The organism is Afifella sp. H1R (genome assembly GCF_021462425.1).
Classification (GTDB): Bacteria; Pseudomonadota; Alphaproteobacteria; order Rhizobiales; family Afifellaceae; genus Afifella; species Afifella aestuarii.
In genome coordinates, this window is sequence record NZ_JAKEDY010000002.1 from 1087760 (window position 1) to 1100007 (window position 12248).

The 12248-nt window shown below is 65.7% G+C and carries 14 protein-coding genes; 6 read left to right on the plus strand and 8 right to left on the minus strand.

Annotated features, from left to right (window positions below; translation table 11 throughout):
- Nucleotides 1-7: 7 nt before the first annotated feature.
- The 7 genes from L0F51_RS16630 to L0F51_RS16660 all read right to left on the minus strand — a co-directional run bounded on the left by L0F51_RS16630 (nucleotide 8) and on the right by L0F51_RS16660 (nucleotide 6639).
- Nucleotides 8-1432, minus strand: coding sequence for an NAD(P)/FAD-dependent oxidoreductase (locus tag L0F51_RS16630; RefSeq protein ID WP_234630260.1), 1425 nt, complete (start codon nucleotides 1430-1432; stop codon nucleotides 8-10).
- Nucleotides 1432-1728, minus strand: a complete 297-nt coding sequence (locus L0F51_RS16635) for a (2Fe-2S)-binding protein (RefSeq protein WP_128290676.1) — start codon at nucleotides 1726-1728, stop codon at nucleotides 1432-1434. The genes L0F51_RS16630 and L0F51_RS16635 overlap by 1 nt, the downstream gene beginning before the upstream one ends.
- Nucleotides 1712-2821, minus strand: a complete 1110-nt coding sequence (locus tag L0F51_RS16640) for an FAD-binding oxidoreductase (protein ID WP_234630261.1) — start codon at nucleotides 2819-2821, stop codon at nucleotides 1712-1714. The genes L0F51_RS16635 and L0F51_RS16640 overlap by 17 nt, the downstream gene beginning before the upstream one ends.
- Nucleotides 2818-3618 carry an ABC transporter permease gene (locus tag L0F51_RS16645; protein WP_128290678.1) on the minus strand — a complete coding sequence of 267 codons (801 nt, stop codon included), beginning with the start codon at nucleotides 3616-3618 and terminating at the stop codon, nucleotides 2818-2820. Before L0F51_RS16645 ends, L0F51_RS16640 begins: the two co-directional genes overlap by 4 nt.
- On the minus strand, nucleotides 3615-4475 hold the full coding sequence (locus L0F51_RS16650; protein ID WP_234630262.1) for an ABC transporter permease: 861 nt from the start codon (nucleotides 4473-4475) through the stop codon (nucleotides 3615-3617). Before L0F51_RS16650 ends, L0F51_RS16645 begins: the two co-directional genes overlap by 4 nt.
- Nucleotides 4472-5536, minus strand: coding sequence for an ABC transporter ATP-binding protein (locus L0F51_RS16655; protein ID WP_234630263.1), 1065 nt, complete (start codon nucleotides 5534-5536; stop codon nucleotides 4472-4474). Before L0F51_RS16655 ends, L0F51_RS16650 begins: the two co-directional genes overlap by 4 nt.
- A 71-nt stretch (nucleotides 5537-5607) precedes the next feature.
- Nucleotides 5608-6639, minus strand: a complete 1032-nt coding sequence (locus tag L0F51_RS16660; protein WP_234630264.1) for an ABC transporter substrate-binding protein — start codon at nucleotides 6637-6639, stop codon at nucleotides 5608-5610.
- Nucleotides 6640-6748: 109 nt separating this feature from the next.
- On the opposite strand from L0F51_RS16660, the gene L0F51_RS16665 reads away from it, so the two are divergent.
- From L0F51_RS16665 to trmD, 6 genes are all read left to right on the plus strand, one after another.
- The gene (locus L0F51_RS16665; RefSeq protein ID WP_234630265.1) at nucleotides 6749-7714 is read left to right on the plus strand and encodes a LysR substrate-binding domain-containing protein; all 966 of its coding nucleotides are present in this window, start codon (nucleotides 6749-6751) and stop codon (nucleotides 7712-7714) included.
- 148 nt (nucleotides 7715-7862) lie between these two features.
- A complete protein-coding gene (ffh, locus tag L0F51_RS16670) occupies nucleotides 7863-9383 on the plus strand; it encodes a signal recognition particle protein (RefSeq protein WP_234630266.1) in 1521 nt (506 codons plus the stop codon).
- A 24-nt stretch (nucleotides 9384-9407) separates the two neighbouring features.
- A complete protein-coding gene (gene rpsP, locus L0F51_RS16675; RefSeq protein ID WP_128290684.1) occupies nucleotides 9408-9791 on the plus strand; it encodes a 30S ribosomal protein S16 in 384 nt (127 codons plus the stop codon).
- A 33-nt stretch (nucleotides 9792-9824) separates the two neighbouring features.
- Nucleotides 9825-10442, plus strand: a complete 618-nt coding sequence (gene rimM / locus L0F51_RS16680) for a ribosome maturation factor RimM (RefSeq protein ID WP_234630267.1) — start codon at nucleotides 9825-9827, stop codon at nucleotides 10440-10442.
- Nucleotides 10439-10738 (plus strand): putative quinol monooxygenase, encoded by a 300-nt coding sequence (locus L0F51_RS16685; RefSeq protein WP_234630268.1) that lies wholly within the window; start codon nucleotides 10439-10441, stop codon nucleotides 10736-10738. Before rimM ends, L0F51_RS16685 begins: the two co-directional genes overlap by 4 nt.
- A gap of 12 nt (nucleotides 10739-10750) precedes the next feature.
- Nucleotides 10751-11455, plus strand: coding sequence for a tRNA (guanosine(37)-N1)-methyltransferase TrmD (trmD, locus tag L0F51_RS16690; protein ID WP_234630269.1), 705 nt, complete (start codon nucleotides 10751-10753; stop codon nucleotides 11453-11455).
- Here trmD and L0F51_RS16695 read toward each other — a convergent pair.
- Nucleotides 11437-12186, minus strand: coding sequence for a sulfite exporter TauE/SafE family protein (locus L0F51_RS16695; protein ID WP_234630270.1), 750 nt, complete (start codon nucleotides 12184-12186; stop codon nucleotides 11437-11439). The two genes, trmD and L0F51_RS16695, sit on opposite strands and share 19 nt — an antisense overlap.
- Nucleotides 12187-12248: the final 62 nt, after the last annotated feature.

Sequence of the window (12248 nt, forward strand, 5' to 3'; positions counted from 1 at the left end):
CGTGTCCTCAGTGTACGGCTGCGGATTCGTCGGCGAGATCGGCCGGAACGGCTTCCTCGCTTTCGAGGGCTGCGAGCTCCGACAGGAGGAGCGGCTTCAGGGGCGGACGGATGCGGTAATAGCCGATCTCCGAGATCGGTTCGCCGCGCCGGCTGGCGATGATCTCGCTGACGGCGAGGCCGCACATGCGGCCCTGACAGGGGCCCATGCCGCTGCGCAGGAAGGATTTCACCTGGTTGGGGCCTGGCGCTCCGAGATCGACGGCCTTGCGGATGTCGCCGGCCGTCACCTCCTCGCAGCGGCAGACGAGCGTCTCGTCGGCGGGGGCGAGGATTTCCGGCGAGGGCGCATAAAGGGTTTCCAGAAGCGGCCGGATCTTCGCTTCGCGCATGAGCGCATCGGTGACGGAGCGGCGCTCCTGGGCGTTGCCGCGACCGGCCTTTTCCGCAATCCTGAGGCCCGCGAGACGCCCGCGCAGCCTGGCGGCAACCGCGCCGCCGATGCCCGCACCGTCGCCTGCCACATAGACGTCGGCCATGGTCGTCTCGAAATACTCGTCGACCTTCGGCACGAAGCAGTGCTGGCTCTTGTTCCATTCGTGCTCGCAGCGTAGGAGGCGCGTGACCTGCTGGTTCGGCACGATGCCCTGGTGGAGCGCGACGGAGGTGGTCTCGAGACGGTGGGATTTGCCGCCGCTCGTGAAGGTCACGGCCTCCGCCTTGCCATTGCCCTCGATGCGGATCCCGGTTGCATCGCGGTAGATCGGCACGCCGGCACGGCGCAGCGACAGCATCATCGCCATGCCCTTCACGAGATAGGATGCGGCGCCGAGGGCTGCCGGAAGATGCTTGAGCGCGGCCACGTAGCGGCTCTGCGGCACGGTTTCGACAATGGCGCGCGGCTTGACGCCGGCCTTCAGCATCTGCGCGGCAATCAGCGACAGGAGCGGACCGGAGCCGACGAAGACGACATCGTCGGAGACGACGCCGTTCGCCTTCAGGAGGATCTGCAGAGCGCCGGCCGTGGTGACGCCCGGAAGCGTCCAGCCCGGCATCGGCGTCGGCCGTTCGATGGCGCCCGTCGCCACCACGATGGCGCCGGCCTGGATGTGTTTGGAGCCTTGGCCGAGCGACACGTCGATGCCGAGGGCACTGTCGATGTTCCAGACGGTGGCGCCGGGGAGATATTCGGCGCTGCACGCGCGGAAGGCTTTGGCGATGTCGCGGCCGGCGGCATAATCGGGCCCAAGGACCTTTGTGCGCTTCTCGTCGCTCGTCTCGATGCCGCGATAGATCTGTCCGCCGGGTGCCGGCTGTTCGTCGAGAACGATCGCGGAAAGCCCGGCCCTGGTGACTTCCACCGCGGCGGCCATGCCGGCCGGACCGGCGCCGATGATGGCGACGTCGTAGCGGGTTTGGGTCGTCGCGCTCATCAGGAGATCACCTCCGCGCTGCCCGACTGGCGGCGCACCTGCATGCCCTCTTCGACCTGCACCATGCAGGCCTGGCGGTTCGGCACGCCGTCGATCTCGACGAGGCAGTCGAAGCAGACGCCCATCAGGCAGAAGGGGCCGCGCGGCGTCTCGGTGACCGGCGTGGTGCGGAAAATGCGTTCGTCGGCCGCGAGAAGAGCCGCCGCGATCGTGTCGCCGGTGCGGGCCTTCAGGGCCTTGCCTTCGAAAGTGAAGGAGAGGGAGGGAGCGCCCGTCTCCTCAGCGCGCTTGAACATTGAATCTCCTTGCTGAAAAGGCGGCCATCTCGTCGTCGAGCCGGCCGCGGGCGATCATCGGCGCGAGCGCCATCGCATGGGCGCCGGCGAGCGTGACGCCGGAATGGCAATTGACGCTGAAGGCGCCGGGATGGGTTTCGGATTGCTGATAGATCGGATGGCCGTCGGGGCTCATCACCCGCAGCGCCGCCCATGAGCGCACGACGCGCAGATCTTTCAGAAACGGGAAGGCGCGCAGGGCGCGGGCGGCGATGTCCGCCATGATGCGCGGCTTTGAAGTGGTGTCGAAGCCTTCATCCTCATGGCTGTCGCCGATCATGATGGAGCCTTCGTCGGTCTGGCGCACGACATGCGTCGGCATGGTGAAGAGAGGCGCGGTGCGCTCCGTCACCAGGATCTGGCCCTTGAGCGGTTCGACGGGAATGTCGAGGCCGACCATTTCGCCCAGATCGCGATTGCCGAGGCCGGCGGCGAGCACGACCTTGGCACCGGTGAAGATGCCGGCAGGGGTGCGCACGGCAAAGTGGCCGCCCTCTCTCTCGATCTCGATGCCGCGGGCGTTCGGATGATAGCGGCCGCCATGCTTCAGGAGGCCCGCATGCAGAGCGCGCATCAGATAGAGCGGGCTCGCGTGGCCGTCATGCGGCGAATAGGTGCCGCCGACGACATCGGGGCCGAGGCCCGGTAGCATGTCGTCGAGCTCGGCGCGGCTCAAAACCCGGGCGCCGTAGTATTCCGCGCCATGCTCCTGGTTCATGCGGTTGAGGATCGTGACCTGTTCCTCAAGCTCCTCCTCGCCGACGCAGACATGCACGCCGCCCGGCTTGTGATAGGCGGTGGAGACGCCCGTCTCCTCCAGGAGGGTGTCGGAAAATTCCGGCCACACATCCGCCGAACGGCGCGTCCAGCGCGCATATTCGGGCATTTTGAGGCCCTTCGTCTGCACCCAGACGAGGCCGAAATTGCCGCGGGAGGCCCGAAAGGCGACGTCGCCCTCGTCGAGGAGATCGACCTTTTCGCCCTCGCGGGCGAGGCCATAGGCGATGGCGGCGCCGACGAGGCCGCCGCCGATGACGATGGTGTCCGCCTTCATCGTGCGCCCTCGCCGATGAGGAGGCGATCGAGGCCGTAGATGCGGTCGACGAGGAACATGAGACCCACGGTAAACAGGATGGCGACCGTGGAGATGGAGGCGACGAGAGGATCCGTCGTCTGCGTGATGTGGGAGAAGAGACGCACTGGCAATGTCGTTGTGGTGGGGCTGACGATGAACACCGTCACGGTGAGTTCGTCGAAGCTGGTGATGAAAGCAAGGACCCAGCCGCCGATGACGCCCGGCATGATGGCCGGCAGCGTGACGCGGCGAAAGACGGTCCAGTCGGAGGCACCGAGCGACACCGCTGCCTGTTCCTGCGACCGGTCGAGGCCGGTCACCGAGGCGAGAACGAGACGCAGGATGAAGGGCATGATGATGATCGCATGGCAGAGCATCAGCCCGACGAAGGTGCCGTTGGCGTTGAGGAAGCTGAGAAAGCGCAGGAAGGCGATGCCGAGAACCACGGTCGGCACGGTCAAAGGCGACAGGAAGAAGGCCTGAAGCACGTCACGGCCCGGAAAGCGGCCGCGGCCGATGGCGAGCGCCGCCGGGACGGCGAAGATGGAGGAGACGGTCGCGGAGGCGACACCGAGCTGCAGGCTGATCCAGGCCGCTTCGATGAAATCGGGATTGTCGAGGATCGCCCGGAACCAGCGCAGCGACAGGCCGCTCGGCGGAAATTCCAGAAAGCCTTCCGGCGTGAAGGAGACGCCGATGACGACGACGAGCGGCGCCAGCATGAAGGTCGCGAAAAGAACGCTGAAACCTTTGGCGAAGAGGCCGTTGTGTCTCATTCGAAGACCCCCGCGAAACGACGTTCGACGAGCCGGTTCCAGCCGACCATGATGGCGAGCACCGAGACCAGAAGCAGGATCGCGATCGCTGCGCCGAGCGGCCAGTTCAAGGTGTTCAGGAACTCGTCATAGACGGTGGTGGAAACGACCTTGACGCGGCGGCCGCCAAGGATGGCCGGCGTGGCGAAGGCGCTCGCCGACAGCGAAAAGACGATGAGGGAGCCCGACAGGATGCCCGGCATCGCCTGCGGCAGGACGATCCTGCGGAAGATGGTCCAGGGCCGGGCGCCGAGCGATTCCGCGGCACTTTCCGTCGCCGGATCCGTGCGCTGGAGCGCCGCCCAGATGGCGAGGATCATGAACGGCACCATGACATGGACGAGGGCGAGGACGATGCCGCCCGAGGTGTACATCATGCGGATCGGCGAGGTGATGAGGCCGAGGTCACGCAGCGCGTCGTTGATGACGCCCTTGTTGCCGAGAAGGATCGCCCAGCCCAGCGTCCTCACCACGACGGAGATGAGAAGCGGACCGAGCACGACGAGGAGCATCACGGAGCGCCAGAACGGGTGCATGCGCGACAGGAAATAGGCCTGCGGCAGACCGATCGCGGCACAGATGAGCGTGGTGGCGAGCGCGATCGCGAAGGTGCGCCCGAAAATCTCGTAGAAATAGCCGTCGCTCAGGACCTCGACGTAATTCTCCAGCGAGAAGGTCGGGGTGATGCCGCCATAAAAGGAGAAGCTGTGAAAGCTGAGGATGAAGGTCATCACCAGCGGCACCAGCAGCAAAACGAGAAAGAGCAGGAGCGCGGGGGCGCTCAGGATCCAGGGTCTGGATTTCGCTTGACGTGTCATGCCGCGCCATCCTCCTTCGGCAGGAGGCGCAGATGATGGGGCGTCCAGGCGAGATGCACGGTCTCGCCGTGTTCCGGCTCGCGCTGGCCGCGGTTGCGGCGCACGACGAGGAGAGGTCCGAGCGGCGTCTCGATGCGGAAGAGCCACTGGTCGCCGAGGAAAATGCGCTCGATCACCGGGCCGGAGACGACGGCTTCGCCCTCTGCGACGATCTCGATGCGTTCAGGACGCAGGGAGACGGTGATCGGGCCGGGCCGCAGATGGGCGGGCGGACCGGCAAGCTCCATGCCGTTGCAGTCGAGAGCGGAGCCTTCGTCATTCGTCGTCTTCAGCGTGGCGGCAAGGCTGTTGGTCTTGCCGAGGAAGGTCGAGATGAAGGAGGATTTCGGGTTTTCGTAGACGTGGAAGGGCGTCTCTTCCTGCATCAGGCGGCCGTGATGCATGACCGCGACACGGTCGGAGAGCGCCATTGCCTCGTTCTGGTCGTGGGTGACGAGAAGCGTCGTCACGCCCGCTTCCTGCTGGATGCGGCGGAGTTCGAGCTGCATTTCCTCGCGCAGCTTGGCGTCGAGATTGGAGAGCGGCTCGTCGAGGAGAAGGAGCTCCGGCTCGATGACGAGGGCACGGGCGAGCGCCACGCGCTGGCGCTGGCCGCCGGACATCGCCCGGGGATAGCGTTTGGCGAGATGGGCAAGCTGCACGAGCTCCAGCGCTCCGGCGACCTTGCGCGCACGCTCCTTCTTGTCGATGCCGCGCATCTCCAGGCCGAAGGCGACGTTCTCTTCCACCGTCATATGCGGGAAGAGCGCATAGGTCTGGAAGACGATGCCGAGACCGCGGTTGCGCGCCGGCACCTCTTCCAGATGGCGGCCGTTGAGCATGATGTGTCCGGAGGTCGGCTGCTCGAAGCCGGCGATCATCTGCAGCGTCGTGGTCTTGCCGCAGCCGGAGGGACCGAGGAGGGAGACGAACTCGCCTTTCTCGACGGCGAGCGAAAAATCTTCGACGGCCACGACATCGCCGAAGCGCTTGGTCAGGCCGCTAAGCTGAAGGAAAGGCATCTGTGAACTCGCAAAGCCGGCAGGTGGGGGCGAAGGCGGGAGTGCCGAGCACTCCCGCAATGCCGTTCAACTCAGCGCTCGACCTCGCGCGCCCAGCGCTTGGTCCACTCTTCGCGGTTCGGGTTGATCGTATCCCAGTCGACGGCGACGAGGCTCTCGATCTGCTCAGGACCATAAGGCAGGAAGGAGGCCTGCTCTTCGGTCAGCTCCGCTTTGCGGTTGACCGGGCCGGAGCCCATGACGTCGGCGAGCTTCACCTGGATCTCCGGCGTCAGGAGATATTGGATGAACTCGTTGGCGACCTCGGAGACATTGCTGTCGACGACCGGGCAGGCGGCGAGCATGAGGGCGACTGCGCCTTCCTTCGGGTAGGCGAATTTCGCCGGGAAGCCCGTATCGGCGAGCGACTTGGTGCGGCCCGAACCCCAGATCGACAGAGCGATTTCCTGCGACTGGAAGAGCTCCGACATCTTGCCTGAGGACGGCTCGAAGACGAGCACGTTCGGCGCGACGTCGTCGGCCATCGCCTCAAAGCCCGGATCGATGTCCTTCTCGCCGCCGCCGTTGAGGCGCGCCATCATGATGAGGGTGTGCAGGCCATAGGTGTTGGTGATCGGCGGGATCGACAGGATGCCTTCGTATTTCGGATCCTTCAGGTCTTCCCAGCTGGCGGGGGGATCCCAGCCTTCGCGCTCGAACCATTCGGTGTTGTAGGTGAAGCCGGTGGCGACGAAGCCGACGCCGATGGAGTTGGGGCCGAGCTTGGCGAGATCGTAGACGTCGTCGAAGACCGCCGCCTTGCTCATCGGGGCGCAGAAGCCGAGGGCGTCCGCCTGATACATCGGGCCGTCGTCGAGAATGACGACGTCGAGCTCCTGATTGCCCTTCTGCGCCTGCAGGCGTGCGAGGTTTTCGGTGGAATTGCCGGCGACGAACTGGATCGTCACGTCATGCGTCTTCTCAAATTCGGGGAAGACGACTTCCTTCATCAAGGTTTCGAAAGAGCCGCCATAGCCGCCGACGACGAGGGTATCCTTCGCCTGGGCGGTCTGAACGGCTAGGAGGGAGCTTGCGGCCGCAAGCGCCATGATGACCGGTTTCATTGAGAACCCCTCTGTATTCTTTTGAGACATGATCATTGAATGGGCGTTTTCCGGGTGTTTCAAATGAGATTATATGTACACCTCATTCCCAAAGGTTATGAGGTGCGCCTTGGCGAAGCCCAATATCCGGCAGGTCGAAGCCTTCAACGCCGTCATGAAGGCCGGGTCCGTGACCAAAGCGGCGGAAGGATTGTTCGTCAGCCAGCCGGCCGTGAGCAAGTTGCTGCACGCCTTCGAAGTGGCCTGCGATCTGCCGCTCTTCACCCGCACCAAGGGCCGTGTCGTGCCGACGCCGGAGGCCCGGCAATTGTTCGTCGAGACCTCCAAGCTGGAGCAGGGGCTGACGCGCGTGCACGAGGCGGCGCGCGCCATCCGCGAATTGCAGCGCGGCGAGATCTCCATCGTCGCCTTTCCGGCAATGAGCATGCGGCTCATTCCGCGCAAGGTGGGCGAGCTCTTGTGCGACCGCCCCGACGTGCTTCTCTCCCTCTTCACGCGCACGTCGCGCAGCGTCGAGAATTCGATGATCACGCGTGCGGCGGATTTCGGCATCTCGCTCGTGCCGACGAGCAATCCGGCGCTGCATTGCGAGCCGTTCACCAACATCTCGATGATCTGCGCGCTGCGCCGCGAGCATCCTCTGGCGCGCAAGGCGGCGATCTCGCTTGAAAGCATCGCCGGGGAGCGTCTCGTGGCGCTCGGGCGGGACGATCTTTCCTATCCGCTCATCGACGAGGCGTTTCAGCGTGCGGGGCTGGCGATGCGGCCGGCAGCGGAAGTGCAGATGGCGGATGCGGCCTGCAGCATGGTGGCGGCCGGATGCGGGGTGGCGATCGTGCCCTCGCTCGTGTCTTTCGAGGCGAGCTTTCCGGAGGTCGTGTTCCGCCCGCTCACCGAGCCGATCGCCATGACGACCTGGCTTTTGACCTCGACCTATCAGGAGCTGTCGCAGCTGGCGCTCGAGCTGATGGACGAGATCCGGAGCGCGGTGGAGGAGCTGGAGGCGGAACTGCACGGCACGCTCGGCCGCGACCGGGGCGCCGATTCGCGGTTTGCGGGCGCGGCGCATCCTTGACTTGTGGCGCGCTGCCGCTTAGGTGAGCGACACTCTATAAAAGAGCCAGATTTACGACCCGCCGACCGGAACGGGATTCCGGAGGTCACCATCCGCCAGCGAAGGTTCGCCCGCGGATGCAATTTGCATTGAACGCTCGAGACGCGCCATGTTCGATACCCTATCAGATCGCCTTTCAGGCATCTTCGACAAGATCACCGGCCGCGGAGCACTTTCCGAGAAGGACGTCTCGGAAGCGCTGCGGGAAGTGCGGCGTGCGCTTCTGGAAGCGGACGTCGCGCTCGAAGTGGTGCGTGCCTTCATCGAGAAGGTGCGCGAGCGTGCCGTCGGCGCCGAAGTCGTGCGCTCCGTCAAGCCGGGGCAGATGGTCGTCAAGATCGTCCACGACCAGCTCGTCGAGATGCTGGGCGAGGAAGCCTCGGAGATCAATCTTCACGCCGCGCCGCCCGTCGCCATCATGATGGTCGGCCTGCAGGGCTCGGGTAAGACGACCTCGACGGCGAAGATCGCCAAGCGCCTGTCGGAGCGGGAGAAGAAGAAGGTCTTGATGGCCTCGCTCGACACCCGCCGGCCGGCGGCGCAGGAGCAGCTCAAGGTGCTGGGCGAACAGATCGGCGTCGCGACCTTGCCGATTATCGAAGGGCAGGGGCCGGTCGACATCGCCAAGCGGGCGCAGAATGCGGCTCGCCTCGGCGGCTACGACGTGCTCATGCTCGATACGGCGGGCCGCACGCATATCGACGAGCCCTTGATGATCGAGATGGAGGAGGTGAAGCGGGCTTCCAATCCGCATGAAATCCTCCTCGTCGCCGACGCGCTCACCGGTCAGGACGCCGTCAATGTGGCGCGCTCCTTCAACGAGCGCTGCGCGGTCACGGGCATCGTCCTCACCCGTATCGACGGCGACGGACGCGGCGGTGCGGCGCTTTCCATGCGCGCCGTCACCGGCAAGCCGATCAAGCTCATCGGCACCGGCGAAAAGATCGACGCGATCGAGGCCTTCCATCCCTCGCGCATCGCCGACCGCATCCTCGGCATGGGCGACATCGTCTCGCTCGTCGAGCGGGCGTCGGAGCAGATCGACCAGGAGAAGGCCCTCAAGACCGCCCAGAAGATGAAGAAGGGCGAGTTCGACCTCGAGGATTTCGCCGAACAGCTTCGTCAGATGGAAAAGATCGGCGGCATGTCGGGCATCATGAGCATGATGCCGGGCATCGGCAAAATGAAGAAGCAGGTGGCTGCGGCCGGCATCGACGACAGCGTCGTGAAACGCCAGCTCGCCATCATCTCGTCGATGACGCGCCAGGAGCGGCAGAAGCCGGCGGTGATGAATGCGAGCCGCAAGAAGCGCGTGGCGGCGGGCTCCGGCGTCGAGGTGCAGGACGTCAACAAGCTCCTCAAGATGCACCGGCAGATGTCGGACATGATGAAGAAGCTCGGCCGCAACAAGAAGATGGCCGGTCTCTTCGGGGGCGCGCAGCCCGATCCGGCGATGCTGGAAGAGATGCAGAAGGGCGGTTTGCCGGGCGGCATGCCTGGCGGGCTCCCGGGCGGTCTCGGCGGTATGCCGGGCGGCCTGCCCAAAGGATTGCCGGGCCTTCCAGGAATGGGAGGCGGGATGGGCGGTCTGCCGGGGCTTCCCGGTCTTGGCCGCGGCAAGAAGAAATAAGGTTCAAACGCAAGGAAGACTGAAATGACTGTGAAACTGAGATTGTCCCGCGGCGGCAGCAAGAAGCGCCCGTTCTACCGGGTCGTGGCCGCTGACGAGCGCTCCCCGCGCGACGGCCGCTACATCGAGCGTGTCGGCACCTACAATCCGCTTCTGCCGAAGGATCATGCCGAGCGCGTCGTGCTCAACACCGAGCGCGTCGAATACTGGCTGTCGCAGGGTGCCCAGCCGACCGACCGCGTGCTGCGCTTCCTCGACGCGGCCGGCCTTGCCAAGCGTCCGGCGCGCAACAACCCGAAGAAGGCCGAGCTCGGCGCCAAGGCCAAGGAGCGCCTCGAGCTGCGCCGCCAGGCCGAAGAAGAGGCGAAGGCTGCCGCCGAGGCGCCGGCCGAGGAAGCGGCGGAGTAATCCGCCGCTTTGCCGGTGCGGCAGGACGGGCCGATGGCGGTTTCGCAAGATCGTGCGGCGGGAGACCGCCTCATCGTCGCAAAGATCGGCCGGGCGCATGGCGTCAGAGGCGAGGTGCGGGTGAAAACCTTCACCGCCGATCCCCTGGCGCTCGCCGATTATTCGCCGCTTTTTGCGTCGGACGGGCGGAGCTTTTCCGTCAAGGAGCTGCGTGCCGACAAGGGCGACATGGTCGTCGCCCGCTTCAAGGGCGTGTCGGACCGCAATGCGGCCGAGGCGCTCAACGGCACGACGCTCTTCGTCGCGCGCGCGGCGCTGCCCGCGCCTGACGAAGACGAGTTCTATCACGCCGATCTCATCGGCCTTGCGGCCGAGGCGCCCGACGGTTCGCCGCTCGGGCGGGTCGTCGCCGTGCACGATTTCGGCGGCGGCGATATCCTCGAGGTGAAGCCCGAGCGGGGCGAGAGCCTGCTCGTCTCCTTCACGCGCGAGGTGGTTCCCTCCATCGATCTTGTCGGCGGGCGCATCGTCGTCGACCTGCCTGCCGAGATCGAAGTGCGGGAAGACGATGCGGCGCGCGAAGATGCGCAGGACGAAGCCCCGCAGACAGAGAACGCAGGCGAAAGCCCGGCGGAAGAGGACAGAGCATGATCATCGTTGCCGGCGAATTTCGCATTCCCGAGGACCAGCGCGACGCCTTTCTGCCGGCGGCGCAGAAGGTGATGGCCGCGACGCGGCAGGAGGCTGGCTGCCTCCTCTACACCTTCGCTTTCGATCTCGACGTGGCGGGGCTCGTGCGCGTCTTCGAGAAATGGGAAAGCCGCGAGGCGCTCGCGGCGCATTTCAAGACCGCGCATATGGCGGAATGGCGCCAGGCGCTGTCGGCGATCGGTGTCTCCGGGCGAAGCGTCAAAGCCTATGCCGCCGATGACGGCGAGCCGGTCTAGGACCGGTCCGGAATGAGCTTCAAGGCGAGCGTTCTGACGCTCTTTCCCGAAATGTTTCCGGGGCCGCTCGGCATCTCGCTGGCCGGGCGGGCGCTCGAGGCGGGACGTTTTGCGCTGGAGGCGCGGCAGATCCGCGAGCACGGCATCGGCACGCACCGCATGGTCGACGATACGCCGGCCGGCGGCGGGCCGGGCATGGTGATGCGCGCCGACGTGATGGCGGCGGCGATCGATGCCGCCGCACCGGACGGCGACCCGCGCCCGCGCCTTCTGATGAGCCCGCGCGGACGCCCCCTGACACAGAGAATGGTGAAGGATTGGGCCCAAGGCCCCGGCCTCGTCATCGTCTGCGGGCGGTTCGAGGGGATCGACGAGCGCGTGATCGAGGCGCGGGGCCTCGAAGAGGTGTCGATCGGCGATTTCGTCCTCTCGGGCGGCGAGATTGCAGCACTTGCCCTTCTCGACGCCGTCGTGCGGCTTCTGCCCGGCGTCATGGGCAAGGCGGAATCGGCCTCTGAAGAGAGTTTTGAAAACGGGCTTCTGGAATATCCGCAATATACGCGGCCGCAGGAATTCGAGGGGCGCGAGATCCCGGAGGTTCTGACCTCGGGCCATCACGGCAAGGTCGCCGAATGGCGGCGCGCGGAGGCGCTCAGGCTGACGCGCGAGAGACGGCCGGATCTCCTGGAGAGACCCGCTCAGCCCGTCACGAAATAATAGACGGTGAGGACGAGGCCGACCGCGATGACGAAGCCGCGGACATAGGTCTGCGGGAATTTGCGTGCCGCGGCGACGCCGAGATAGCCACCGAGCGCGACGGCGACGAGCATCACCGAGCCGGCCTTCCAATCGACGATGCCGCCCTGGACGAAGACGGCGATGGCGATGACGGCGATCACCACCGACAAAAGCGTCTTGATGGCATTGATGCGGTGAAAATCGTCGCCCTCGGTGAGGCCGAGCGAGGCGAGCATCATGATGCCCATGCCGGCGCCGAAGAAGCCGCCATAGATCGCCACGACGAACTGGATCAGCCAGGCGAGCCAGGGCGGGGAATGGAGATCGCGCGCCCGCAAGGCGCGTGTGACGCGGGGACCGGCGGCAAAGAGCGAAGTCGCGGCGATCAAAAGCCAGGGCACCATGGCGCGAAATTGCGGATTGTCGAGCGCCAGAAGCACCAGCGCGCCGATGAGCCCGCCGAAGACGGAGACGATGAGGTAGGGAAAGGAGGCGCGGCCGATTTTTCGCAGTTCGCGCCGATAGGCGAGCGTCGAGGTCACATAGCCCGGGAACTGCGTGATGGAGGTCGTGGCGTTCGCGGTGATCGGCGGGACGCCGACGAGGGTGAGCGCGCCGAAGGCGATGAAGGTACCGCCACCGGCAACCGCATTGATGGCGCCGGAGACGAAACCGGCGAGGACGAGCAGAAGAATGTCGAGAAGGGACATGGCGCAGGTTTCGTCGTGACGGTTCGAAGGCGTTTCGGGGCGATGGATGGCCGTTTGTCGGC